Genomic DNA, 24,363 nt, shown 5'->3' with positions numbered 1-24,363 from the left:
GACTACGTCAAAACTGATTGAATTCACCGCTAAGGCGGACAAGCGCGGAGCGCAAAACTATGGGCAAACTATGCAAACTTATAGGGTGCGCGAAGTGTTATGCGCAAACCTACAGAGACTTAGAAATCCAGATTCTCGACGCTCAGCGCGTTTTGTTGGATGAATTCACGGCGCGGTTCCACCACGTCGCCCATCAGCTTGGTGAACAGGTCATCTGCCTCGACCATATCGTCCACCCGCACTTGAAGCAGAGTCCGTGCGTCCGGGTCCAGCGTGGTTTCCCATAGCTGGTCGGGGTTCATCTCTCCCAACCCTTTGTAGCGTTGCAGCGATAGACCCTTTTCACCCTCTTCCAGAATGGCGCGCAACAAGTCCAGCGGGCCGTGGATCATCTGGCTACGGTCGCGACGGATGAGGGTGGCGGGGGTGTTGTAGATCTCTTGTAGGCTTTGGGTAAAGCTGCCGGTTTTGCGGGCCTCGCCCGAGCGCAGCATGGGGCCGTCCAGCGTGCGGACCTCTTCAACACCGCGCAAGATACGGGCCAGACGGATGCCGTGATCCTGCGTGATCCGACCTTGCCAGCCGCGTTCGTATTCCAGCGCAATCAAGTCCAAACGGGCGGCAACTTTGTCGGCCACACCCTGCAGGTCAGCATCCACAGCACCCGGCACAAAGGCACCGGCAACGGCGGCCTGTTCCAGAATGTGGCGCGGATAATGGGTCGGGAATGCGTCCAATACGCGTTTCAATTGACGCGCCTCATCGACCACACGGGTCAAGTCCTGTCCGATGATCTCTTCACCCGAGCCCAGTTTCAGCACGGCCCCTTCAACGCCCTGATTGATCAAGTAGTCATCCAGAGCGGCTTGGTCCTTCAGGTAAACCTCTGATTTACCGCGTGAAACTTTGTAAAGCGGCGGCTGCGCAATATAGAGGTATCCGCCTTCGATCAGTTCCGGCATCTGCCGATAGAAGAAGGTCAGCAGCAGCGTTCGGATATGCGCGCCGTCAACATCCGCATCGGTCATGATGACGATCTTGTGGTAGCGCAGCTTTTCGATGTTGAACTCATCGCGGCCAATACCGGTGCCCAGCGCCATGACAAGGTTGCCAATCTCCTGCGAAGACAGCATCCGGTCAAACCGCGCCCGTTCCACGTTCAGGATTTTCCCTCGCAACGGCAACACCGCTTGCGTCAGACGATCCCGACCCGTTTGAGCTGATCCGCCAGCCGAGTCCCCCTCGACCAGGAAAACTTCGGTCTTTGATGGGTCCTTCTCGGAGCAGTCCTTCAGCTTGCCGGCTAGGTAATTCACGTCCATCGCCGTTTTGCGGCGGGTCAGTTCGCGTGCCTTGCGCGCGGCCTCACGCGCCAGAGCAGCCTCGATGATTTTGCCGACAATGGTCTTGGCCTCGTTCGGGTTCTCTTCGAACCACTCTGCCAGCTTTTCGTTCATCAGACCTTCAACCGCTGGGCGCACCTCGGACGACACCAGCTTGTCTTTGGTCTGGGACGAGAACTTCGGATCGGGCACTTTGACGGACAACACACAGGTCAGACCTTCGCGCGCGTCATCGCCGGTAAAGCTGACCTTTTCCTTTTTCGCGATCCCGCTGGATTGCGCATAGTTGTTGATCGTGCGGGTCAACGCACCCCGGAAACCGGCAACATGGGTGCCGCCATCGCGCTGCGGGATGTTGTTGGTGAAGGGCAGGACCGTCTCGTGATAGCTGTCATTCCACCACATAGCGATTTCCACGCCGATATCGTCGCGTTCGCCTTTGATATAAATGGGCTCTGGCATCGCCGCCGATTTCGAGCGGTCCAGATACTTGACGAACTCCTTAACGCCACCCTCATAGAACAGCTCGGTTTCCAACCGTTCCGCCGGGCGCTCGTCGATCAGGATGATGCGCACGCCCGAGTTCAGGAAGGCCAGCTCGCGCAGGCGTTTTTCCAGCGTTTCAAACGAGTATTCCAGATTCGAGAACGTGTCGGTCGAGGCCAGGAACCGCACCTCAGTTCCGGTGCGGTCGCCACACTCCTCGACTACTTTCAGGTGCTCGACCGTTTCGCCGCCTTCGAACCGGGCGACATGCTCTTTGCCATTTCGCCAGACACGCAGTTCCAGCCAATTGGACAGGGCATTCACAACCGAAACGCCCACACCGTGCAGACCGCCCGACACCTTGTACGAGTTGCTGTCGAACTTACCGCCCGCGTGCAGCTGCGTCATGATGACCTCAGCCGCCGAGACACCTTCTTCGGGGTGAATATCCACCGGAATACCACGCCCGTTGTCGCTGACCGAAACGCTGGAATCGGCGTGAATTTTCACTGTCACATGGTCAGCATGACCGGCCAACGCCTCGTCAATACCATTGTCGACAACCTCATAGACCATGTGGTGCAAACCCGAGCCATCGTCCGTGTCGCCGATATACATGCCCGGACGTTTGCGAACCGCCTCTAAGCCTTTGAGAACTTTAATGGAATCAGCACCGTATTCCTGGGGTGCCTGTGCGTCGTCGGACATTCAGTCAGTACCTATATTATTTTGGTAACTTATACGTTTTCTGGTGGGGAATGTCACGCGCTCCCCCAAGATTTTGTGGTTTGGATGACCTTGATTTGCGGATCAAAGCCGATCAAGGTCGGCCGCGATATCTGCGGCAATTTCCGCTGCGTTCACATCATCCCGCTCGGCCGACAATCGCAGGCCCAGAAGGTCGGATTGATACCGCGCGGCAAGACGCTCCGGGTCATGTTCCGAACCGATCTCACCGGCCTTTTGCGCGCGTTGAAACAGGTCTGCAAAACAGGTCTTCATTGCGATCATGTGGGTGCGGGCCTGGCCTGCCAATTCATGGCCGCGCGCCTGCAATTCGGCATAGGTTTTGGACAACATGCAAGCCTTGGTAGGCAACACAGACGCCTCGACCACCAGTCGCGGCTGGGCCTTGAGCGCCTCTAAGGGGCCCAGTTGCTGCGCCAAGGCCATCATATTGGCGACGCCATCCTGCGCATAGCGTTCCATTGCCAGCGCATAAAGCGCATCTTTCGAACCAAACGCCGCATAAAAGCTGCCTGGCTTCAACTTCAACTCACGCTCTAGGTCCTTCAACGATGTTCCGGCCCAACCGTGACGCCAGAATATATCTCGGGCCTGAGCGATCAGGGTATCTCGGTCATAGGCAGGTTTGCGGGGCATCATATTCACCAATTCTTGAACGGTTGCTCAAATATATACTTGAGCGACCGCTCAAGAAAGGCTATTTCGGACTCAGCCGCCAGAAAAAAGGAATTCCCAAATGGCCAACTTCCCTTCACACGACCTCGAATCCGCCCCTGAAGGTTCCAAACCATTGCTGGAAAAATCTCAGGCCGCGTTTGGCCGCCTGCCCGGTTTGCACAAAGTGATGGCCGAAAGCCCCCAGCATTTGGAAGGCTATCAGGTGCTGCACCATCTGTTCGTGCAGACAGATTTCGACAATGACGAAAAAACCGTCGTCTGGCAGACCATCAACGTGGAAAACGAATGCCATTACTGCGTGCCAGCGCATACCGGCATTGCCAAGATGATGAAGGTCTCGGACGAGATCACCGAGGCCCTGCGCAACGAAACCCCGCTGCCCAATGCCAAGCTTGAGGCGTTACGCACGTTCACCCTGCAAATGATGGAAACCCGGGGCAACCCGTCCGAGGAACAGCTGCAGGCGTTCTTTGATGCAGGCTACTCGCACCGCGCTGTATTGGACGTGGTGCTGGGTCTGGCGCAGAAAACCATGTCGAACTACGTCAACCACATGGCACAAACGCCGGTTGACGAGGTCATGCGTGGCTTCCTGTGGGAACGCAAAGTCAGCGAACCCGCCTAAGCGGAAACGACCGAGCCCTCAAGGCCATCACTCACGATCAACGTCTGGGCCCGGTCGCCCAGTTCCGCAAACAGCTCAGGCCCGGTGCCCGTCATCCAGGCCTGGGCGCCCAGCGCGCAAATCTCATCATACAGCGCCGCCCGCCGCCCCGCATCCAGATGGGCGGCCACCTCATCCAGCAACACGATCGGAGGCGCGCCAACCATCCCGGCCAGCGCCCGCGCGTTTGACAGGATCAGCGACACCAACAGCGCCTTTTGCTCTCCGGTCGAGCAATCCTTGGCTGGCACACCTTTGGCCGCAAACACACCATAGAGGTCCGACCGATGCGGTCCGACCAATGTGCGCCCTGCCGCCAAATCGCGGAAACGGCTTTCATTCAAGGCCTCGCGCAAATCCTCAGCTGCCTCGGGCATCACGCCTTCGGTTTGCACCAATTCCAGATCAGCGGACGGAAACGCCGTTTCCGCCTGTTCCTGCGCCCTTTGCAGATGTTCCAACGCGGCCAACCGCGCGGAGTGTATTCTATGGCCGGTCTCGGCCATCTGCCCTTCAAGCGCTGCATACCAATGGGCATCGCGCACCTGCTCTTTCAGCAGACGGTTGCGCTCGCGCATGGATTTTTCATAGGTCAGCGAGGCCTCGGCATGGGCGGGGTCGAAACTCAGTGCAATCCGATCCAGAAAGCGGCGCCGCCCCTCAGCCCCTTCGATCCACAGCCGGTCCATCGAGGGGATCAGCCAAACCACCCGCGCCAGTTTACCCAAATCTATCTGATTGGACGCTTTGCCATCGATCCGAACCTGCCGCGCCGCGCCACTTTCGGACCAGGTCTCGATCTCGTAATTCCGGCCCTGTGCTTGCAACAGGCCGGAAAGTTTCCAGCCCAGCGCTTCGGGTCGCCGGGTCATCTCGGCCGCGCTGGCCCGGCGCATTCCGCGACCGGGGGAAAACAGCGACACTGCCTCAAGAATGTTGGTTTTGCCCGCCCCGTTCGGCCCATGTATCGCCACCGGCCGCCCGTCAAAGGACAACCGCGCCAGCTTGTGGGACCGGAAATGCGAGACCGTAAGTTCGGTCAGGGCCAAACTCATGACCCATCCCTTTCGTTAAAAAACACCCCGCGGGGTCGATCAGACGCGCATCGGCATGACAACATAGACTGCGCTTAGATCATTGCCTTCCCGCATCAGGGTCGGATCACCGGCCGAGTTGAACAGGAACACGGCGTTTTCACGATCCACCTGGCTGGCGATCTCAAGCAGGTATTTGGCGTTGAAGCCGATCTCGAGCCGTTCGTCGCCATAGGCCACGGCCAGTTCTTCTTCGGCCGCACCACTATCGGGGGCGTTGACCGACAGAACCAGCTTGTCCGCATCCAGTTGCAGTTTCACAGCGCGTGAGCGTTCCGACGAAACGGTAGCAACCCGATCCACGGCCTGCGCGAATTCAGCAGCGTCCACTTCCAGCTGACGCGTATTGCCCTGCGGAATCACGCGGGTGTAGTCGGGGAAGGTGCCGTCGATCACTTTTGAGGTCAGCGTGATATCGGGCGTTGCGAAACGCACCTTGGTTTCGCTGACGGAGACGGCGATATCCATCTCATCATCGTCCAGTAGCTTGCGCAGCTCACCCACGGTTTTGCGCGGCACGATCACGCCCGGCATGTCTGCGGCACCATCCGGCAAATCTGCATCAATGCGAGCCAGACGGTGGCCATCGGTGGCCACACAGCGCAGCACCTTGCCGCCTTCGGACCCGTCAGCCACATGCATGTAGACACCATTCAGGTAGTACCGGGTCTCTTCGGTCGAGATGGCGAATTTCGATTTGTCGAACAGCCGTCGCAACAGTGCTGCCGAAGCCGTAAAGTTCGACTGATACTCCGACGACGCCATCACCGGGAAATCCTCTTTCGGCAGCGTTGCCAGCGAGAAATTCGACCGGCCTGCTTCAACCGTCAGGCGGCCCGCCGCACTGTCAGAGGTCAGCGTCACCAGTGCCCCATCCGGCAGTTTGCGCACGATCTCGTGCAGGGTTGTCGCCGCAACGGTTGTGGCACCCGCCTTTTCAACCTGCGCCGGGGCTTTGTCGACCACTTCGATATCCAGATCGGTGGCACGGAACATGGCTTGATCGCCTTCGGCCTCGATCAGCACGTTGGCAAGGATGGGAATAGTGTTCCGGCGCTCTACAACAGATTGGGCCTGCGAAACGGCCTTAAGAAGGGTGCCGCGTTCGATGCTGATCTTCATACCCTCAATTCCTCTGACTTGCGTGCCGAAAACAGGCGGGACTGGCACGTTAGCGGTTCCACCCTGAGGCACAAGGATTTTTTATGGTTTTCTGGGTCGGAACGGCCAAAGGGTCAAGGGGCGCGTGGCCGGGCGGGCACAGTTCCTATTCAACCGTGGATTTAAGCGCACAAGAAAACGCCCCGGGCGTGAGGTTCCGGGGCGTTTCTTGAATGATAGGATGACCCTTAGGCTTCCAGCGACCGGCGCAGCATTTCCACATCTTCGGCGATCTGGCCGTCGGTGACTTTCAATTCTTCAATGCGTTTGACGCCGTGCATGACGGTGGTGTGATCGCGACCACCAAAGCGGCGCCCGATCTCGGGCAGGGATCGGCTGGTCAACTGCTTGCACAGATACATCGCCACCTGTCGCGGACGGGCATAAGACCGCAGGCGCTTGGGGCCGATGATGTCGGACAGACGGATGTTGTAATAGTCCGACACTTTGCGCTGAATCTCTTCAACAGTAATCTTGCGCTCGGACGCGCGCAGCACGTCAGCCAGACAGTCCTGCGTCAGCTCCATGTCGATCTCGCGTCCCACCAGCGAGGCGAAGGCGAACAGACGGGTCAGGGCACCCTCCAGCACGCGCACGTTGGTCGAGATACGGTGGGCCAGAAACTCCAGCACGCCATCGGCGATGGTCAGATCGGGATAGGTGCTGCTGTATTGCTGCACCTTGTTCTGCAAGATGCCCAGGCGCAGTTCGTAATCGGTGGGGTGCAGGTCGACGACCAGACCGCATTGCAGGCGCGACTTCACGCGATCTTCTAGATCCTTGATCTCGCCCGGCGCGCGGTCAGCCGAAATGATGATCTGCTTGTTCTGATCAACCAGCGCGTTGAACGTGTGAAAGAACTCTTCTTGAGTTGAATCCTTGCCGGCGATGAACTGCACGTCATCCACCATCAGCACATCGACGGAACGGAACAGATGTTTGAAGTCCATCATCCGACGTTCGCGCAGCGCCTGTACAAAGCGATACATGAACTGTTCCGCCGACAGGTACAGCACGTTCAGTTCGGGGCGTTTGGTTTTCAGCTCCCACGCGATGGCGTGCATCAGGTGGGTTTTACCCAAACCAACGCCGCCATACAGAACCAACGGGTTGAACGTGACGGGGCCGCCCTCAGAAACACGGCGCGCGGCGGCATGGGCCAGCTCGTTGGGTTTGCCCACCACAAAACTGTCAAAGGTGAAACGGGCGTCCAGCGGTGCAGCCTGAAGGGATTCGAGCGCATCATTCGCGGGTTCGGCCCGCTGTGACAGGGACTGCGGCTGAGTCGTGTCCTGAACAACAGACGGCGCAGGTTCTACATCACCCGACGGACGCACCGGCGAATTGGCTGCGACGCGAAACGCCAGGCGCTGAACCGATTCCCCTGCGGTGTTCATCTCGTACAGAATCAAGTCCGCAAAGTTTTGACTAACATAATTGCCCATGAAGTTGGTCGGAACCGAGAACGTGGCCACGCCATCCTGCAGCTCTTGGAATTCAAGAGGCTCGATCCAGGTGGTATAGTTGTTCTTGCCGATCGCCTTGAGCAGTTTGTTACGCAGTTGTCCCCATTTCTCTTGTGTCATCAAGCGCCTCACGCATCCCATTCTTTATTGGCCTGTCGGCCTTATTGATCTGGCCCGGTTGCCCGGTTCTTAAGCATTCACCGCAATAGGATACCCATCGCCAAACCACATGGGATTGGCGGGACTGTCCCGAAAGTTTGCACAGCCCAGCAATCAGGCACCCATAATCCGGGCGCCCCGTAACCGGGTTGCGCTTCGCAATCAAATTTTTAGACAGGGCTCAGATCTTCGGTTACCCCAAGACCTTTAGCAGATCAGCAAATCAGCCGTGACCGATTGCCAACATTCGTTTCGTGACCGTCCTGATGCCCGTCAGTCAGATCGCCGAAACAGCCTGTCCCCCCAAGCGAGTGAATCGCTGTAACAGTGGTAGCAAGAGGCCAAGGCGTACGGCAACGAAACTCTGATATTGACTCGGGTCTTTTGCAGAAAGAATCTCTCGGTTTTGTGAAGGCGCGACTTTCCGGCAACAGCAACAAAAAGGCGCCACGCATTGTGACGCCTTTGAGAACAATTCAACCTTGTTTTGCTGACGCAAGGTCAACCTGAGCGATTAGCCCAGTGCTTTCACGCGTGCCGACAGGCGCGACATTTTCCGCGAAGCGGTGTTCTTGTGAAAGACGCCTTTGGTGACGCCACGCATCAGTTCGGGCTGAGCGGCACGCAGAGCTGCGGTTGCTGCGTCCTTGTCACCAGAAGCAATCGCTTCTTCGACCTTGCGCAGATAAGTACGGATACGCGAGCGACGTGCTTTGTTGATAGCAAAACGCTTTTCGTTCTGACGAGCGCGCTTTTTAGCCTGAGGCGAGTTTGCCATGTGTTTCTGACCTTCATTCGGTACGGTTATCAAAGGTTGCGCGTCACGGACTATCCGCACCGGATCAGAATCACGAGTGTGAGTCGGGCCAAGCGGGCCGCACGCGCATGTATAGCGGCGCTAGTTATCCAAGTTTGCAGGCTTTGCCAAGCCGATTCTTTCGCGCTTCATAGCAGTCATGAAAAAAGGCGGGCCAAGCCCGCCTGTTTCGGTCGCTTACGCGCTTTACTTGTCGCGGAACTGAGCCGCGCGTTTTTCCAGGAAGGCCGCCATGCCTTCTTTCTGGTCTTCTGTCGCAAACATCGAGTGGAACACGCGACGTTCAAACAGCATCCCTTCGCTGAGAGGCAACTCATAGCTGCGGTTCACAGCTTCTTTCGCCGCCATTGCACTCAGCTGCGATTTCTCAGCGATCTTCTGGGCGGCGCCCATCGTCTCTTCCATCAGTTTCTTGGCCGGTACGACCCGGCTGACAAGACCCGAACGCTCGGCCTCTTCGGCATCCATGAAGCGACCGGTCAGGTTCATGTCCATCGATTTGGACTTCCCAACGAAACGCGTCAGGCGCTGCGAACCACCCAGTCCTGCAATGACGCCCAGGTTGATTTCGGGTTGCCCGAACTTGGCGGTATCCGCAGCAATGATGAAATCGCACAGCATGGCCAATTCGCACCCACCGCCCAGCGCATAGCCAGCAACGGCTGCAATGATCGGCTTGCGGATCGCGCAAACACGGTCATTCAGAGCACCAAACAGATTTGAACTGTAGACATCAACAAAGCTCATCTCGGACATTTCCTTGATGTCCGCGCCGGCCGCGAACGCCTTGTCCGAACCGGTAATGACGATGCAGCGCACCTTGTCGTTGGTATCCGCGTCTTCCAATGCGATGCACAGTTCCTGCGCCAGCTGCGAATTTAGCGCATTCAGCGCATCGGGTCTGTCGAGCTTGATAAGGGCGACGTGGTCTTCGATTTCGACGATGATCGTCTCAAAAGCCATGAGGTGTAAGCTTCCGGTTGTTCCGTTCAAGTACGATTCCTTATCACGCGATTTATCTGGATCAAGTTATCTTTGGCATTGCGCACAATAGAAGGATGAGCGACCGGACTGAGTGATTCTCTTTATTTCCCCACTGCATCCCTGGGTTCTGCAGGGTTCGCCTTCGCGTCCGTAAACGTCAAAGCTGTGTTGAAAATATCCAAGTTCTCCATCGGCTTGGCGGAAATCGCGCAGGGATGAACCACCCGCGTCGATCGCGTCCTGCAGTACCCGCCGAATGATCGGAACCAGCGCGCCGACACGGGCGGCAGAAATTTGTCCTGCTTTGCGACGTGGCGACACACCCGCACGATAAAGGGCCTCGCAAACATAGATATTGCCCAATCCGGCAACGATTCCCTGATCCAACAGTGCAGATTTGACAGGAGTATTCTTGCCCTTGAGCGCTTCGATCAGGTGCTGTTCGTGAAAATCATTGCCCAGCGGCTCTGGCCCCAGAACGGATAAAAGCTTGTGATCCTCGGCTGTAGCCGTGGGCAACAGGTCCATCGCGCCGAAGCGCCGCGGATCGTTGAATGTCACACGCGCGCCATTGGCCATGTGAAACACCACGTGGTCGTGTTTTTCGGGCATGGGATGCTCATGCACGAACTGCCCTAGCGGATCACCCGATACTGTCATCCGCCCAGACATACCCAGATGGATCAACAAAGTTTCACCGCTGCTGAGATCTGCCAGAATATACTTCGACCGCCGCCGCAGCTGATCCACCCGTTGCCCGGTCAGCCGCTCGGCCATGCGGTCCGGGAACGGCCAGCGCAAATCGGGGCGATTCACATCTGCCCGTTCGATCACGACCCCCTCCATTGCGGGGCTCAGGCCGCGTCTTACTGTCTCGACCTCGGGCAATTCGGGCATTAGATGGCTCCTAATTCAAAGGGCCGCATTGTGCCCCGGTTCCAGAGCCCTATAACAGAGACGAAATTCGATAAACGGCAAGGCTTATGTCCGACAACAGCGACAAGACCACTCATTTTGGGTTTGAAACCGTGCGCGAGGCCGACAAGGCCGGTCGTGTGCAGGGCGTGTTCAACTCGGTCGCCTCAAAATATGACGTGATGAACGATGTCATGTCGATGGGCATCCACCGGGTCTGGAAAGACGCGATGATGGACTGGCTGGCCCCGCGCCCTGGTCAACGTCTACTGGATGTGGCCGGTGGAACGGGCGATATCTCTTTCCGCTTTCTCAAACGCGCGGGATACGGCCACGCCACCGTTCTGGACCTGACCGAGCCGATGCTGGTCGAAGGCCGCCAGCGCGCCGAGGCAGATCAGATGTCCGACAGCCTGAACTGGGTGGTAGGCGATGCGATGGCCCTGCCGTTCGAGGACAACACGTTTGACGTCTACACCATTTCCTTCGGCATCCGGAACGTGACCCGCCCGCAAGAGGCGTTGAATGAAGCCTTCCGAGTTCTGAAGCCCGGTGGCCGCCTGATGGTGCTGGAATTCAGCCAGTTGCCCAATGAAGGGCTGCAAAAGCTCTATGACTTGTACAGCTTCAACGTCATTCCCCGCATGGGCAAGCTGATCGCCAATGATTACGACAGCTATCAATATCTGGTAGAATCGATCCGCAATTTCCCCGATCAGGAAACCTTTCTGGGCATGGTTCGTGCCGCTGGATTCGAAAACGCCAAATACCGCAACCTCAGCATGGGCATCGCCGCGCTGCATTCCGGCTGGAAGATCTGATTTATGCGCGGCCCCCACAACATCATTCGCCTGATCCGTACAGGCGCCACGTTTGAACGCACAGGCGCCATGAACGTAGTGCTGGACGCCTTTGAGGCCCCCCGCGCGTTGCGATTTCTGGCGCATGCGTTGGGCAAACCGTTTCAATGGCTGGGTTACAAGGGCGATCCCAATATGCCGCCCGCCACCCGAGCGCTGACGGCGCTTGGCCCGGCTTATATCAAATTCGGTCAGATTCTCTCGACCCGCCCCGACGTGGTGGGCGAAGAACTAGCCGCCCAATTGCGTGTGTTGCAGGACAAGCTGCCACCCTTTTCCCGCGCCGAAGCCATGGCTGAGGTGGAAAAGGAACTTGGCCAGCCCGTCGATGAGGTTTTTGAGGAATTCAGCGAACCGATCGCCGCAGCGTCGATTGCGCAGGTTCACAAGGCCCGGCTGGTCAGCACTGGCGAATATGTCGCCGTCAAAGTGCTGCGCCCGGGGATCGAGCGTGCCTTTCACAAGGATGTCGATGCGTTCTATTTCGCCGCCCGTATTGTCGACCTGTTCGCCCCCGGCGCGCGCCGCCTGCGACCGATGGACGTGATCGAACATTTCGACGGCGTTGTACGGGGTGAGTTGGACTTGCGACTGGAAAGCGCCGCTGCCTCGGAATATGCCGCCAATACCAAGGACGATGCCGGTTTCTGGCTGCCCCCCGTTGTGTGGTCACTGTCCGCGCGCCGGGTGATGACGCTCAGCTGGGCGGATGGTGTACCGCTGGGCGACAATGCTGCACTGGATGCGGTTGGTCACAACCGCCGCGATCTGGCAGAGCGGGTCCTGCACCTATTCCTGCTGCACGCCCTGCGTGATGGCTATTTCCACGCCGATATGCATCAGGGCAACCTGAAGGTCGCCGCAAATGGCGATATCATCGCCTATGACTACGGCATCATGGGTCACATCGACGAATACACCCGCCGGGTCTATGCCGAGATTCTGTTCGGGTTCATCCGCCGCGACTATAAACGCGTGGCCGAGGTGCATTTCGAGGCCGGTTACGTCCCCGCCAACCAGGATGTCGACGAATTTGCCCGCGCGCTGCGAGCAGTGGGCGAGCCGATCTTTGGCATGGACGCCTCGCATATCTCAATGGGCCGCCTGTTGAACTACCTGTTCGAGGTCACCGAGCGCTTTGGCATGGAAACCCGGACCGAACTGATCCTGTTGCAGCGTACGATGGTTGTGGTCGAAGGCGTCGCACGCTCGCTCGACCCACATATGAACATTTGGGAAACCGCCCGCCCCGTGGTCGAGGATTACATAAAGCAATCCATCGGTCCCCGCGCCGCGCTGCGGGACTTCGGCAAAACCGCCATGGTTCTGGCCCGCTTTGGCCCACGATTGCCGGGTCTGGTTGAAAATGCCCTGATCGCCCAGACGCAAAAAGACGACCCGCAAAAGTCATCCCTATGGTCCGCGGCCCTACCTGCCGCAATCGGTGCCGCAGCCGGTGCCGCGCTAGTCCTGATTGTCAACGCTCTCAGCTGAGCCAGACCGCCTGCTTCTTCTGGCCAATAATACCTTCGGGGGGAATCGCGCCTGCGCGCGATAGGGGGCAGACAACCCCCCTGCACGGTGCGAAATCAAAGCCGCTCGATAGCCAGTGCAATACCTTGCCCACCACCGATGCACATAGTCACCAGACCTTTGGCCCCACCAACGCGCTCCAGCTCATACAGCGCTTTCATGGTGATGATTGCGCCGGTCGCCCCAACCGGGTGACCCAAGGCAATCGCGCCACCATTCGGGTTAACCTTCGACGCGTCCAATGCCAGTTCCTGATTCACAGCCAGAGCCTGCGCCGCGAAGGCCTCGTTGCTTTCGATCACATCGAAATCATCCACCGACAGGCCGGTTTTTTCCATCAGGTTCCGCACCGCCGGAACCGGTCCAATCCCCATAACCTCGGGGCGAACACCCGCATGGGCATACCCCAGCACGCGCGCCTTGGGCTTCAATCCGGCTTTCTCGGCCGCGTCTGCTGTTGCCAATACCATCGCCGCCGCCCCGTCATTGATGCCCGAGGCATTGCCCGCCGTCACGCGCCCGTCCTTCTGGAATACCGGTCGCAATCCGGCCAGGGTCTCGGCAGTGGTGGCCTTGGGATGTTCATCGACCTTGAAATCAACCATGTCCCGCTTGACTTTGACCTGCACGGGCGCGATCTGGCTGTCGAAATACCCCGCCTGAATCGCCGCTGCCGCGCGGGTCTGACTGGTCACGGCGAATTGGTCCATCTGCTCGCGGGTGATCTGGTGTTCGTCGGCCACGTTTTCGGCCGTCACACCCATATGTCCAGTGCCAAACGGGCAGTTCAGTGCCCCCAGCATCATATCCAACGAGGTGACATCGCCCATCTTCGCGCCCCAGCGCGCCTGCGGCACGATATAAGGGCTGCGCGACATACTCTCGGCCCCGCCGGCCACGGCAAACTCGGCATCCCCCAGCATCAGGGACTGCATCGCCGAGACAATCGCTTGCGCGCCTGACCCGCACAGCCGGTTCACGTTCATCGCAGGTGTACCATTTGGGATCCCCGCCTGCATCGCGGCAACGCGCGACAGGTACATGTCCCGCGGCTCGGTATTGATCACGTGGCCGAACACCACATGCCCGATCTGACCACCTTCAACACCCGAGCGTTCCAGCGCGGCTTCGGTGACAACCGTAGCCAGATCGATCGGAGCGGTCGAAGCCAGCGCGCCGCCAAAGGTTCCAATAGCGGTGCGGGCACCGTCCAAAATTACGATATCAGTCATGGATCACTCCTCGTGCATTTGCGCGCAGTATGCATACACCACGTCGCCCTGTCCTATGGGACGTCCCGTCACGGATGGAATTGACAACCACATATACAAGGCGCATGAAATTCCGTCATGACGGAGAATACAGACGATATCCTGACACGCCTTCCCGCCCGCCTGAAAGAAGCGCGCCGCGCCAAGGGCCTGTCGCTTGAAGCCGTGGCCAATCTCAGCGGCGTGTCGCGTTCAATGGTTAGTCAGATCGAACGGGGGGAAAGCAGCCCTACCATCTCAACCCTGTGGAACCTGACCCGGGCCTTGCAGGTGGATTTCGCCGGTTTGCTGGAAGAGACCGGCACCGCAAACCAAATCGAAGTGCTGCGAAACTCTGAAGTGCCAAGCATCGACAATATGGGACAAAACTGCCGGATTCGCATCCTGTCCCCCCCCGAAGAAGCGGGTGGGCATGAAGTCTATGACATTCAGTTCGACAAAGACGGCGCATTGAAAAGCCAGCCCCACACGCGCGGCGCGCAAGAGCAATTGACGGTTTTGGACGGGTCGGTTCGCGTCACATCGGGATCGGCCACAATGGAGTTGAACCAAGGCGATACAGCGCGTTATGCGGCGGACGTCTTGCACTCGATCGCATCGCCCAACGGTCCCGCGCGCGTGTTCCTGATTGTGAAAAACGCCTGACCCCGACCGGGGCGAAGTTTGGGGGATACCTGTGTGTTGTGCTATTTTATGGCATTTACACGAATTGGAGTTACCCAAAATGACTTTGGAAGTGATTGGCGCTGGATTTGGCCGCACTGGGACGAATTCGCTGAAGCTTGCTTTGGAACAGCTTAATTTCGGACCCTGTCACCACATGTTCGAAGTGCGGGACAATCCCGAACAACTGCCTGCTTGGAACCGTGCCGCACATGGCGAGCAAGCTGATTGGGATGCCATGTTTCAGGGCTATCGCGCGCAAGTCGACTGGCCAGGCGCCGCATACTGGCGCCAGCTTTCTGATCATTATCCAGATGCCAAAATCATTTTGAGCGTGCGCGACCCTGATGCCTGGTTTGACAGCATATGGGCCACGATTGGACCATTCATGACCACAATGCGCGGACGGCACGACTCGGATCATGCAAACGCAATTGCCGAGATGTGCAGCAAGTTTATCGTTCATGGCATCTTCGACGGCCGGATGGATGATCGGGATCACGCCGTCAGCGTGTTTCGGAAGCATATCGAAAAAGTCCGCGACACCGTCCCGAAGGACCGGTTGCTGGTCTATGAAACCGGAAGTGGATGGAAACCACTGTGCACTTTCCTTGGCGTCGACATTCCCGAAGAACCCTATCCGCACACAAATTCAACCAAACAGTTTCAGGACAACGTGGCAAAACCGGAATAGACGCCTCCGAATCGAAAGCAATTTTCAGGGTCCTCCGCATGTTCCGTTATCGTGGATTTTTTTCTGCAATATTGAATTCCCCTATTTGGGAACCATATCCGTTATGTTAGATACGCGACTCATATAAACCGGAGACCGCCATGGCCGATGCATTCCTGTCCCACATCACGGACACCCTTGCGCAGATTGAATCTGAGGGTCTGTATAAACGCGAACGAATGATCACCTCGCCTCAGGGCGGTGAGATTACTGTGGGCGACAAGCAGGTGATCAACCTGTGCGCCAACAATTATCTGGGTCTGGCCGATCACCCTGCGCTGATCGACGCCGCCAAGGGCGCGATGCGGCCCAAAGGGTTCGGCATGGCCTCGGTCCGGTTTATCTGCGGCACCCAGGACATTCACCGCGAGTTGGAAGAGAAGCTGGCGCAATTCCTGAACAAGGACGATGCGATCCTGTTTGCGGCTTGTTTCGATGCCAATGGCGGGCTCTTTGAGCCCTTGTTAGGGCCAGAAGACGCCATCATTTCGGACAGTCTGAACCATGCCTCGATCATTGACGGGGTGCGGCTGTGCAAGGCGAAACGCTATCGCTACCTGAACAACGACATGAACGACCTCGAAGCCTGGCTGAAACAGGCGCGCGAGGACGGTGCGCGGCACATCATGATCGCGACCGACGGCGTGTTCTCGATGGACGGTTACCTGGCCAACCTGCCAAAAATTCGCGAGCTGGCCGATAAATATGATGCCATCGTCATGGTCGATGACTGCCACGCGACCGGCTTTATGGGGCCGAACGGCGCAGGCACGCCAGATCATTTTGGTGTCGATGTCGACATTCTAACGGGAACCTTGGGCAAGGCACTTGGGGGGGCAATCGGCGGTTATATCGCCGGGCCGCAACCAGTGATCGATCTGCTGCGGCAGCGGGCGCGGCCCTATTTGTTCTCAAACTCGCTGCCACCCTCGATTGTCGCCGCAGGTCTTGAGGCGATCCGGTTGGTCGAAGAGGGCGAAATGCTGCGCGCTCAGTTATTCGGCAACGCGAAATACTGGCGTGCTGGGCTGGAAAAGCTGGGCTTTGACCTGCTGCCCGGCGAACACCCAATCATTCCGGTAATGCTGGGCGAGGCCACTTTGGCGCAGGACATGGCGTCGCGTCTGTTTGATGAGGGCGTCTATGTCTCGGGCTTCTTCTTCCCCGTTGTCCCGCGCGGACAAGCGCGGATCAGGACGCAGATGAATGCAGCCTTGACGAAAGACGAACTGGACCGTGCATTGGCCGCCTTTGGCAAGGTTGGCAAAGAATTGGGAGTGATCTGATGCGACCCAACACGATGAAAGCTTTGGAGAAATCCAAGCCCGAGGAAGGTCTGTGGATGGTCCAGGCCCCGGTGCCCGAAATCAGCCCCGAAGAGGTGCTGATCCGTGTCAACAAGACCGGCATCTGCGGCACCGACATCCATATCTGGAACTGGGATGACTGGGCCGCCGCCACAGTGCCGATTCCGATGATCACCGGCCACGAGTTTGCGGGCGAGATCGTCGAGATCGGGCGCAATGTGACAGGTCTTGAGATCGGTCAGCGCTGCTCGGGCGAGGGGCACCTGATCACCACCGACAGCCGTCAAAGCCGGGCGGGAAAGTTCCACCTTGATCCGGGCACGCGCGGGATTGGCGTGAATGAACAGGGGGCTTTTGCCCAATATCTGAAACTGCCCGCCTTCAACGTGGTGCCCTTGCCCGAGGACGTGCCGGATGAGATCGGCGCCATCCTCGATCCATTGGGCAATGCGGTTCACACCGCGCTCAGCTTTGATCTGCTGGGTGAGGATGTTCTGATCACCGGCGCAGGCCCCATCGGCATCATGGCTGCCGCTGTCGCCCGCCATGCTGGCGCGCGCCATGTGGTGATCACCGATATCAACCCCGATCGCCTGAAGCTCGCGGAACATGTGGTTCCGACCGTGCGCACCGTGGATGTGTCCAAAGAAGACCTGCAAGACGTCATCGCAGAACTAGGCATGAAAGAAGGGTTCGATGTAGGGCTGGAAATGTCGGGCTCACAAATCGCGCTGGATCAAATGGTCGAGGCGCTGGTGATGGGCGGCAAGATCGCTCTGCTGGGTATTCCGCCCGGCAAATCCCCGGTCGACTGGTCCCGCATCGTGTTTAAGGCCATCACCATCAAAGGCGTCTACGGGCGCGAGATGTTCGAGACCTGGTACAAGATGATCGCCATGCTACAGAACGGTCTGGATGTCAGCCGTGTCATCACGCACGAGATGAAAGTTGACGATTTTGCCGAAGGATTTGCCGCGATGAAATCAGGCCGGTCAGGCAAAGTGGTGCTGGACTGGACCTGACGCTCTGGTACTGCGCGGGTTCAGCCCCTAAACAGGGGTGAACCCAGTCGTTTGGAGGAGCATATGGGCGATAAGGATGATCGGTATCTGGAACGCGGAATCGAGGACACTCTGGTCACCGATTTCGCACAGACCCATCGCAAGAGTTACGGCGATTTCCTGCAGCTCAAAACCCTGCTGAACCTGCAAAAAACCTTTCAGGACCCTGCGCAACCAGATGAGATGCTGTTCATCATCATCCATCAGGTCAGCGAGCTGTGGCTGAAACTGATGCATCACCAACTGGTAGAGGTGCGCCGATTTCTGCAACAGGATGAATTCGGCCCTGCGATGAAAAATCTCGACCGGGTCAAGGCCATCCAGCGGCAACTGATATCCGCCTGGGAGACGTTGCTGACCATGACCCCTGCGGACTACATGACCTTTCGCGAGGCATTGGGCAGTTCGTCCGGTTTTCAAAGCTATGGCTATCGCCAGATCGAATTCATTTTGGGCAACAAGGACGCCTCGACCCTAAAAGTCCACGAACATGACGCGCAGGTCATGGAACTTCTGAACGCTGCGCTGACCAAGCCGTCCTTGTATGACGAGGTGCTGTTCATGTTGGCTCGGCAGGGATTTGACGTACCACAGGACCTGCTGGATCGCGACTATTCGCAGCCATACTCCGGTGATCCGCGCGTCGTGAATATCTGGGTGCAGGTGTATCGCGACACGGACAAATACTGGGATCTTTATGCGCTAGCCGAGAAACTGATGGACGTGGAGTCTCTGTTTCAACGCTGGCGCTTCGATCACGTCACCGCGGTAGAACGAGTGATAGGCAACCAGCCGGGCACCGGCGGGTCCAGCGGTGTATCCTTCTTGCGGAAAGCCTTGGATTTGCGGTTCTTCCATGATCTTTACGATATGCGCACCGAACTGATGTATTCCGAGCAGGAGTAAGCGATGCTGTACCGCGGGTTTTCGCAGGAAGAGCTAGAGCAGGAATATTCGCCCCGGTCGATGATCGGCGGCGACCTGACGCCTTATCTGGACAGCTACGCCGCGCTCAGCGCGCAGCACCGGGCACAGATGGAAGTCATCGGGAATGTCTCTTACGGCGACGGTAGGGCTCAGGTTCTGGATTTCTTTCCCGCGAAGGGGGCAGGCGCGCCACTGCACGTCTTTATTCACGGCGGTTACTGGCAGGCGCTGAGTCAGAACGAGTCGGCAATGATGGCCCCGGCACTGGTTGAGGCCGAACAGTCCTTTGCGACCCTGAACTACACATTGGCCCCCGAGGCGCGGATTGGCGACATGATCAACGAATGCCGCGACGCCCTGCTGTGGCTGGCCGCAAATGCGCCTGATCTGGGTTTCGATCCGTCACGGATCACCCTGTCGGGCCACAGCGCCGGGGCGCAATTGGCGGCTATGGTCATGGCAACCTCGGCCGATGCGCTGGCCCGCGCCGGGCTCCGCGTGCGCGAGGTGATCCTGATCAGCGGTGTCTATGATCTGGAGCCGATCAGCCTGACGTCCGTAAACGATCCGCTGCAACTGACCCCGGTCGAGATACATGATCTGTCCCCTATCCTGCACCTACCCGCCCCTGGCCCGCGTTACCATGTGACTGTGGCGGAACGGGATACCCCCGAATTCGTCCGCCAGAGCCGAGATTATGCCGAATTGCTGCGCAAAGCCGGGCATGCGGTCAATTTCGATCTGAAAAAGGGGATGCAGCATTTCGATATAATTATGCATCCGGGAACGTTTTTGGCGACGTCCCGATAGCCAAGAAAATTGGGTATCAGTCAGGTCTGGCCTTTAGCACACAAACCTACGCATCCCTAACGAACCGAACGTTTTTGACAGAGCAGGGATTATCCGCTGTGAGCCCAAAGTACCGAATGCTGCGGGCCCAACCAATGGCGGCTATGCAACTTGCCCCGACGCGCTTAGTGTCACGTGCATGAGCACGTTCAGAAACGCCAAACCTTCCGACGCAACTCGATGCTTTGAGATCGAAACTGCTGCCTATGAAGGCGACGACGCAGCAACCCTCAAAAAGATATCCAAGAGGATTGAGGAATATCCCGATGGTTTCCTCATTCTTGAAGTACAAGGCGAGATCGTTGGCTTTATCAATTGCGGATGTGCCCATGACGTCGAAATGTCTGATGAGGAATTTAAGGAGCTTGTGGGGCATGATCCCGACGCTCCGAATGCCGTCATTATGTCTGTCGTCGTTGATCCAGCCCATCAGGGAAGGGGCCTATCGCGGGCATTGATGACTGAATTCGTCGACCGCATGAGAAAAGTGGGTAAATCGGCGATCTTCCTTATGTGCAAAGAGCATCACGTCCCACTGTATGAGCGATTTGGATACAGCTATTTGCAGCCATCGACTTCCGACCATGGAGGAATGACTTGGCATGAGATGTCTATGATGCTTTGAATTCTTTGGAGTACGAGACGTGATACCACTTGAAAAGCCTTTGAGATTGGCCGTTGAAACTGATGCCCATGCACTTGCGGACTTAGTGAATTTTGCAGGTGAAGGCCTGCCGCTCCATATCTGGACCGGGCTGGCACAAGATGGCGAGGATCCTTGGGCCGTCGGTCGCGCGCGACAGGCCGAAAAGGCACGAGAGAGGCAAGTAGTTGTAATTGACTATGGAAACGGGGCAGTTGCTGGGCTCACGGGCTATGGGATCGGATCAGAACCAGAAGAAATTGGAGATGACTTCCCAGCGTTGTTCCGCCCCTTGCAGGAGCTGGAAAACAAAGCGTTAGACAGCTGGTATGTGAATGTTCTGGCTTGTTACCCAGAGAACCGGGGGCAAGGACTTGGTTCAAGACTACTCGATGTCGCCGACGAGATAGCCCGAGACGCGGGATACAACAAAATGAGCGTTATTGTCGCCGATGAAAACGTGGGAGCGAGACGTCTATACGAGCGAAAGGGATACTCTGAGCTGGATAAAGCCCCATGCGCCAAAGATGGGTGGGAGACTGAGACCGAAAACTGGGTTCTTCTCATCAAGTCGCTGTCGTGACACCGCGCGAAATCGGTCTTTCCTTGTGTAGGCTACTCTCGCTTTTGAGCTAACGTTGCGCAAGGGCGCCACACTCATTTTTTGCTGTACCGCCCGAGAGCCGTCGTTGGTCTGAGAGCTACGTAGGTCGGGAATGTCCCGCAAAGCGGACGTTATGTTGGATCCACCGTGTGGCAATGTCGGAGTTGCTTATGCGCGGTCGGGATTAGAGTCAGAAAATTTCGTTCAAGACAGTTAAGGTTCGTGGTATTTCACAAAAAACAGCGGCCCAATTGAGCCGCTGTTTTCATTTCCCATACAAAGCAGGATCAATCCAGCGTACGCGTAACCTCTTCGCGCTCGAAGATTTCGATCACGTCGCCGGCGCGGATATCGTCGTAGTTCTCGAACGCCATACCGCATTCCTGACCCGACTGAACCTCGGACACTTCGTCCTTAAAGCGTTTCAGCGTCTTCAGCGTGCCTTCGTGGATCACCACGTTGTCGCGCAGCAGACGGACGCCTGCGGAACGACGCGCCACACCTTCGGTGACCAGACAGCCAGCGACCTTGCCAACACCGGTAACCTTGAAGACTTCGCGGATCTCGGCGTAACCGATGAACTTCTCGCGGATTTCGGCGCTCAGCAGCCCCGAAGCGGCGGCTTTCACGTCGTCGACCAGATCGTAGATCACCGAGTAGTAGCGGATTTCCACGCCTTTCTGGTTCGCGGTGTTCCGTGCCGACGCATTGGCACGCACGTTGAACCCAAAGATCGGCGCACCCGACGCTTCGGCCAGGCCGACATCGGTTTCGGTAATCGCGCCAACGCCCGAGTGCAGAACACGCACACGCACTTCTTCGTTGCCGATCTTTTCCATCGCCTGAACGATGGCCTCGGCCGAACCTTGCACGTCCGCTTTCATCAGAATCGGCAGCTCGGTGACGTTTTCGTCTTCCTTGGCCTTCTGCATCAGCTGCTCAAGGGTGGTCGCGGCACCAGCGGCGGCGCGTTTGTCCTTGGCGGCCTGTTCACGATAGGCGGCAATCTCACGGGCTTGTGCTTCGGTCTCGGTCACGTTCAGAACGTCACCGGCCTCGGGCGTGCCGTTCAGACCCAGAACCTCGACCGGGACCGAGGGGCCAGCTTCTTTGACGCGGTCGCCCTTGTCATTGATCAGCGCACGGACTTTACCGTACTGCTCACCCACAACGAAAATATCGCCCTGACGCAGCGTGCCGTTCTGAACCAGAACGGTGGCCACGGGGCCACGGCCCACATCCAGCTGCGCCTCGATCACAGCACCTTGGGCGGCGCGGTCGGGGTTGGCTTTCAGTTCCAGAATCTCGGCCTGCAGCGCGATGGCTTCCAGCAATTCATCAAGGCCCTGACCGGTGATGGCGGACACTTCGACGTCCTGAACCTCACCCGACATTTTCTCAACGATCACTTCGTGTTGCAACAGATCGGTGCGCACTTTGTCCGGGTTTGCATCCGGCTTGTCGACCTTGTTGATCGCCACGATCATCGGCACTTCGGCCGCTTTGGCGTGATTGATCGCTTCGATCGTCTGCGGCATCACCGCGTCGTCAGCAGCCACAACCAGCACCACGATATCCGTGACCTGAGCCCCGCGCGAACGCATCGAGGTAAAGGCCGCGTGGCCCGGCGTATCCAGGAAGGTCAGCGTAGTGCCGCCATCGGTTTTCACCTGATAGGCACCGATATGCTGGGTAATGCCTCCAGCCTCACCGGCAACAACGCGCGCATCGCGAATCGCATCCAGCAACGAGGTCTTACCGTGGTCGACGTGACCCATGATGGTGATGACCGGCGGACGCGGCTGCAGATCTTCTTCGCTGTCTTCGACCTCTTTGATGACGTCTTCGACATCCGAATCGGAAACACGCGTGACCTTGTGGCCAAACTCTTCGATGATCAGCTCGGCGGTATCGGCGTCGATGGTTTGGTTCTGCGTGACCATCATGCCCATGTTCATCAGCGATTTGACCACATCAGCCACACGCTCGGCCATACGGTTGGCCAGTTCGGACACTGTGATCGCCTCGGGCAGTTGCACGTCGCGGATTACCTTTTCCCGCTCGACCGGGCCGCCCATGGCTTTCTGACGCGCTCGCTCCTGCTTGCGCTTCATCGACGCCATCGAGCGCTGACGGCTACCTTCGCCACCGGTGGCCTGACCCAGTGTCAGCTTGCCGGAACGACGATTGTCATCACGGCCCTTGCCGCGACCGCGCTGCTCGCGTTCACGGTCCTGCTTGCGCGGGGTGGCGGCCGGGGCTGGTTTGCTGGCCGGTGCGCGCGCCGCTTTGGGTTCTTCGGCAGCTGGGGCAGCAGCGGCACGTTTGGCGGATTCTGCCGCCTCTTTGCGCTTGCGCTCTTCCTCTTCGGCCTTGGCGCGGGCGCGCTCTTCGGCTTCGCGCTGTTCGCGCTCTTTTGCTTCTTGCTCGGCACGACGACGGGCGCGTTCTTCCTCGCGCGCCTTTTCGGCGGCTTCACGCGCTGCGGCCTCTTCGACTTCGCGGGCCTTGGCGGCCTGCAGTGCCTTCATCCGGCGCGCCATTTCCGCGTCAGAGATACCTGCAGGGCGACGCGACGGATCACCCGACGGCGTTGCTCCGCCACCCGGTTTGCCGGCGCCCGGCTTGGGAACCACCACGCGCTTGCGTTTGGTTTCCACCACGACATTCTTGGTGCGTCCGTGGCTGAAACTCTGTTTCACATTTCCGGGGCGTGCCCCACCACGAAGACCCAATGTCTTTTTGCCGTCATTCTCGCTCATAAAGCTTTTTACCCTTCCGCGCGGCCCCTGCCGCCGTCATCCGTTTCGCGCAAGCCACGCAGGCGCTGCGCTTCCTCTACAACACGTTTGGCGAGTCCACCAGAGGCCATGGCCGCATGAATCACGGTTTGGCGCCCAAATGCCTGTCCTAACTCGTCTGCGGTCAGCCAACCGATGTATTTTCCAAAGTGCGGCGTGCTGAGTTTCGACTTGCCGCGCCCCGATCCATCGCTGGCCTGAATCAGCACTTGTGCCTCTTCCCGGTCCAGCCATGTCTTGACCTTTTCGTACCCAGCGACCGCGTCACCGGACTTGCGCGCCAGGCTCAACAGCTCGATCACCCGGCGCGAAACCTGTTTTTCGACCTCATCGGTCAAATCCTGTGGCACGCTGACTTGCGCTTTGAACCCGCGTGCGAACAGCTTCTTGCCAACGGCCTTGTCCAGTGCAGCGCGATCCGCCGCCACATAGACTCCGCGACCCGGCAATTTCGCCGCAACATCCGGATAGACCTGTCCGTCCGGCCCCGCCACAAAGCGTATCAACCCATATTTAGGTTGAATGTCGCCCGTGGCGATGCACTTGCGTTCAGGTCCTTCGGACCGATCCTTATGGACGCCACCGCGACCCATGCGC

Annotated in this window: 22 protein-coding genes; 11 read left to right on the top strand and 11 right to left on the bottom strand. The window is 58.1% G+C overall.

Annotation, left to right across the window (positions count from 1 at the left end):
- Positions 1-119: 119 nt before the first annotated feature.
- Together gyrB and ACR0M2_RS16925 are read right to left on the bottom strand one after the other, a co-directional pair.
- Complete coding sequence (gene gyrB / locus ACR0M2_RS16930; RefSeq protein ID WP_170351934.1) at positions 120-2,537, bottom strand: DNA topoisomerase (ATP-hydrolyzing) subunit B; 2,418 nt, start codon at positions 2,535-2,537, stop codon at positions 120-122.
- A gap of 102 nt (positions 2,538-2,639) precedes the next feature.
- Positions 2,640-3,212, bottom strand: coding sequence for a TetR/AcrR family transcriptional regulator (locus ACR0M2_RS16925; protein ID WP_170412970.1), 573 nt, complete (start codon positions 3,210-3,212; stop codon positions 2,640-2,642).
- Positions 3,213-3,312: 100 nt separating this feature from the next.
- Between ACR0M2_RS16925 and ACR0M2_RS16920 the strand changes: the two genes are divergently transcribed.
- Positions 3,313-3,879 (top strand): carboxymuconolactone decarboxylase family protein, encoded by a 567-nt coding sequence (locus ACR0M2_RS16920; protein ID WP_170351932.1) that lies wholly within the window; start codon positions 3,313-3,315, stop codon positions 3,877-3,879.
- Here ACR0M2_RS16920 and recF read toward each other — a convergent pair.
- The 6 genes from recF to mutM form a co-directional block, all read right to left on the bottom strand.
- Positions 3,876-4,973, bottom strand: coding sequence for a DNA replication/repair protein RecF (recF, locus tag ACR0M2_RS16915; RefSeq protein WP_480706146.1), 1,098 nt, complete (start codon positions 4,971-4,973; stop codon positions 3,876-3,878). The two genes, ACR0M2_RS16920 and recF, sit on opposite strands and share 4 nt — an antisense overlap.
- A 39-nt stretch (positions 4,974-5,012) precedes the next feature.
- Entirely contained in the window at positions 5,013-6,134 is a 1,122-nt protein-coding gene (gene dnaN, locus ACR0M2_RS16910; RefSeq protein WP_170361914.1) for a DNA polymerase III subunit beta, read from the bottom strand.
- Positions 6,135-6,361: 227 nt separating this feature from the next.
- Positions 6,362-7,759 carry a chromosomal replication initiator protein DnaA gene (gene dnaA / locus ACR0M2_RS16905; protein WP_170361913.1) on the bottom strand — a complete coding sequence of 466 codons (1,398 nt, stop codon included), beginning with the start codon at positions 7,757-7,759 and terminating at the stop codon, positions 6,362-6,364.
- Positions 7,760-8,312: 553 nt separating this feature from the next.
- A complete protein-coding gene (gene rpsT, locus ACR0M2_RS16900; RefSeq protein WP_170351928.1) occupies positions 8,313-8,576 on the bottom strand; it encodes a 30S ribosomal protein S20 in 264 nt (87 codons plus the stop codon).
- A 225-nt stretch (positions 8,577-8,801) separates the two neighbouring features.
- Positions 8,802-9,578: an enoyl-CoA hydratase gene (locus ACR0M2_RS16895; RefSeq protein ID WP_170351927.1), complete on the bottom strand. Its 777-nt coding sequence runs from the start codon at positions 9,576-9,578 to the stop codon at positions 8,802-8,804.
- 66 nt (positions 9,579-9,644) lie between these two features.
- The gene (gene mutM / locus ACR0M2_RS16890) at positions 9,645-10,496 is read right to left on the bottom strand and encodes a bifunctional DNA-formamidopyrimidine glycosylase/DNA-(apurinic or apyrimidinic site) lyase (RefSeq protein WP_170361911.1); all 852 of its coding nucleotides are present in this window, start codon (positions 10,494-10,496) and stop codon (positions 9,645-9,647) included.
- An 86-nt stretch (positions 10,497-10,582) separates the two neighbouring features.
- On the opposite strand from mutM, the gene ubiE reads away from it, so the two are divergent.
- A complete protein-coding gene (gene ubiE / locus ACR0M2_RS16885) occupies positions 10,583-11,335 on the top strand; it encodes a bifunctional demethylmenaquinone methyltransferase/2-methoxy-6-polyprenyl-1,4-benzoquinol methylase UbiE (RefSeq protein WP_170351925.1) in 753 nt (250 codons plus the stop codon).
- Between the two features lie 3 nt (positions 11,336-11,338).
- Positions 11,339-12,868 (top strand): 2-polyprenylphenol 6-hydroxylase, encoded by a 1,530-nt coding sequence (ubiB, locus tag ACR0M2_RS16880; RefSeq protein WP_170361909.1) that lies wholly within the window; start codon positions 11,339-11,341, stop codon positions 12,866-12,868.
- A 95-nt stretch (positions 12,869-12,963) separates the two neighbouring features.
- Here the strand turns inward: ubiB and ACR0M2_RS16875 are convergent, their stop codons facing one another.
- Positions 12,964-14,139, bottom strand: a complete 1,176-nt coding sequence (locus ACR0M2_RS16875) for an acetyl-CoA C-acyltransferase family protein (RefSeq protein ID WP_480706144.1) — start codon at positions 14,137-14,139, stop codon at positions 12,964-12,966.
- Between the two features lie 117 nt (positions 14,140-14,256).
- On the opposite strand from ACR0M2_RS16875, the gene ACR0M2_RS16870 reads away from it, so the two are divergent.
- The 8 genes from ACR0M2_RS16870 to ACR0M2_RS16835 all read left to right on the top strand — a co-directional run bounded on the left by ACR0M2_RS16870 (position 14,257) and on the right by ACR0M2_RS16835 (position 20,944).
- Positions 14,257-14,823, top strand: a complete 567-nt coding sequence (locus ACR0M2_RS16870) for a helix-turn-helix domain-containing protein (protein ID WP_170351922.1) — start codon at positions 14,257-14,259, stop codon at positions 14,821-14,823.
- 79 nt (positions 14,824-14,902) lie between these two features.
- A complete protein-coding gene (locus tag ACR0M2_RS16865; protein WP_170379254.1) occupies positions 14,903-15,535 on the top strand; it encodes a sulfotransferase family protein in 633 nt (210 codons plus the stop codon).
- 140 nt (positions 15,536-15,675) lie between these two features.
- Positions 15,676-16,860, top strand: coding sequence for a glycine C-acetyltransferase (locus tag ACR0M2_RS16860; RefSeq protein WP_480706142.1), 1,185 nt, complete (start codon positions 15,676-15,678; stop codon positions 16,858-16,860).
- A gap of 14 nt (positions 16,861-16,874) precedes the next feature.
- Positions 16,875-17,903, top strand: coding sequence for an L-threonine 3-dehydrogenase (gene tdh, locus ACR0M2_RS16855; protein WP_170351947.1), 1,029 nt, complete (start codon positions 16,875-16,877; stop codon positions 17,901-17,903).
- 63 nt (positions 17,904-17,966) lie between these two features.
- The gene (locus tag ACR0M2_RS16850) at positions 17,967-18,848 is read left to right on the top strand and encodes a tryptophan 2,3-dioxygenase (RefSeq protein WP_480706140.1); all 882 of its coding nucleotides are present in this window, start codon (positions 17,967-17,969) and stop codon (positions 18,846-18,848) included.
- A 3-nt stretch (positions 18,849-18,851) separates the two neighbouring features.
- Positions 18,852-19,679, top strand: coding sequence for an alpha/beta hydrolase (locus tag ACR0M2_RS16845; RefSeq protein WP_170412993.1), 828 nt, complete (start codon positions 18,852-18,854; stop codon positions 19,677-19,679).
- A gap of 178 nt (positions 19,680-19,857) precedes the next feature.
- Entirely contained in the window at positions 19,858-20,343 is a 486-nt protein-coding gene (locus ACR0M2_RS16840) for a GNAT family N-acetyltransferase (RefSeq protein ID WP_170350200.1), read from the top strand.
- A gap of 19 nt (positions 20,344-20,362) precedes the next feature.
- The gene (locus tag ACR0M2_RS16835) at positions 20,363-20,944 is read left to right on the top strand and encodes a GNAT family N-acetyltransferase (RefSeq protein WP_170377254.1); all 582 of its coding nucleotides are present in this window, start codon (positions 20,363-20,365) and stop codon (positions 20,942-20,944) included.
- Between the two features lie 308 nt (positions 20,945-21,252).
- On the opposite strand, the gene infB is transcribed toward ACR0M2_RS16835, so the two are convergent.
- Both infB and ACR0M2_RS16825 read right to left on the bottom strand, forming a co-directional pair.
- Complete coding sequence (gene infB, locus ACR0M2_RS16830) at positions 21,253-23,727, bottom strand: translation initiation factor IF-2 (protein ID WP_170379264.1); 2,475 nt, start codon at positions 23,725-23,727, stop codon at positions 21,253-21,255.
- An 8-nt stretch (positions 23,728-23,735) separates the two neighbouring features.
- Positions 23,736-24,359, bottom strand: coding sequence for an RNA-binding protein (locus tag ACR0M2_RS16825; RefSeq protein WP_480689832.1), 624 nt, complete (start codon positions 24,357-24,359; stop codon positions 23,736-23,738).
- Positions 24,360-24,363: the final 4 nt, after the last annotated feature.

It is taken from the genome of Ruegeria sp. BE10 (assembly GCF_056538905.1).
Note: the sequence above shows the minus strand (reverse complement) of the source record. Positions and strands in the feature narration are given on the sequence as shown.

What these genes read in the sequence shown, in the direction of transcription:
- tdh (WP_170351947.1), top strand. Translation starts at nt 16,875, where the DNA reads ATGAAAGCTTTGGAGAAATCCAAGCCCGAGGAAGGTCTGTGGATGGTC.
- recF (WP_480706146.1), bottom strand. Translation starts at nt 4,973, where the DNA reads ATGAGTTTGGCCCTGACCGAACTTACGGTCTCGCATTTCCGGTCCCAC.
- ACR0M2_RS16870 (WP_170351922.1), top strand. Translation starts at nt 14,257, where the DNA reads ATGACGGAGAATACAGACGATATCCTGACACGCCTTCCCGCCCGCCTG.
- ACR0M2_RS16895 (WP_170351927.1), bottom strand. Translation starts at nt 9,578, where the DNA reads ATGGCTTTTGAGACGATCATCGTCGAAATCGAAGACCACGTCGCCCTT.
- ACR0M2_RS16875 (WP_480706144.1), bottom strand. Translation starts at nt 14,139, where the DNA reads ATGACTGATATCGTAATTTTGGACGGTGCCCGCACCGCTATTGGAACC.
- ACR0M2_RS16860 (WP_480706142.1), top strand. Translation starts at nt 15,676, where the DNA reads ATGGCCGATGCATTCCTGTCCCACATCACGGACACCCTTGCGCAGATT.
- gyrB (WP_170351934.1), bottom strand. Translation starts at nt 2,537, where the DNA reads ATGTCCGACGACGCACAGGCACCCCAGGAATACGGTGCTGATTCCATT.
- ACR0M2_RS16925 (WP_170412970.1), bottom strand. Translation starts at nt 3,212, where the DNA reads ATGCCCCGCAAACCTGCCTATGACCGAGATACCCTGATCGCTCAGGCC.
- ACR0M2_RS16845 (WP_170412993.1), top strand. Translation starts at nt 18,852, where the DNA reads ATGCTGTACCGCGGGTTTTCGCAGGAAGAGCTAGAGCAGGAATATTCG.
- ubiE (WP_170351925.1), top strand. Translation starts at nt 10,583, where the DNA reads ATGTCCGACAACAGCGACAAGACCACTCATTTTGGGTTTGAAACCGTG.
- ACR0M2_RS16840 (WP_170350200.1), top strand. Translation starts at nt 19,858, where the DNA reads ATGAGCACGTTCAGAAACGCCAAACCTTCCGACGCAACTCGATGCTTT.
- ACR0M2_RS16850 (WP_480706140.1), top strand. Translation starts at nt 17,967, where the DNA reads ATGGGCGATAAGGATGATCGGTATCTGGAACGCGGAATCGAGGACACT.
- rpsT (WP_170351928.1), bottom strand. Translation starts at nt 8,576, where the DNA reads ATGGCAAACTCGCCTCAGGCTAAAAAGCGCGCTCGTCAGAACGAAAAG.
- dnaA (WP_170361913.1), bottom strand. Translation starts at nt 7,759, where the DNA reads ATGACACAAGAGAAATGGGGACAACTGCGTAACAAACTGCTCAAGGCG.
- dnaN (WP_170361914.1), bottom strand. Translation starts at nt 6,134, where the DNA reads ATGAAGATCAGCATCGAACGCGGCACCCTTCTTAAGGCCGTTTCGCAG.
- infB (WP_170379264.1), bottom strand. Translation starts at nt 23,727, where the DNA reads ATGAGCGAGAATGACGGCAAAAAGACATTGGGTCTTCGTGGTGGGGCA.
- ubiB (WP_170361909.1), top strand. Translation starts at nt 11,339, where the DNA reads ATGCGCGGCCCCCACAACATCATTCGCCTGATCCGTACAGGCGCCACG.
- ACR0M2_RS16825 (WP_480689832.1), bottom strand. Translation starts at nt 24,359, where the DNA reads ATGGGTCGCGGTGGCGTCCATAAGGATCGGTCCGAAGGACCTGAACGC.
- ACR0M2_RS16865 (WP_170379254.1), top strand. Translation starts at nt 14,903, where the DNA reads ATGACTTTGGAAGTGATTGGCGCTGGATTTGGCCGCACTGGGACGAAT.
- ACR0M2_RS16920 (WP_170351932.1), top strand. Translation starts at nt 3,313, where the DNA reads ATGGCCAACTTCCCTTCACACGACCTCGAATCCGCCCCTGAAGGTTCC.
- mutM (WP_170361911.1), bottom strand. Translation starts at nt 10,496, where the DNA reads ATGCCCGAATTGCCCGAGGTCGAGACAGTAAGACGCGGCCTGAGCCCC.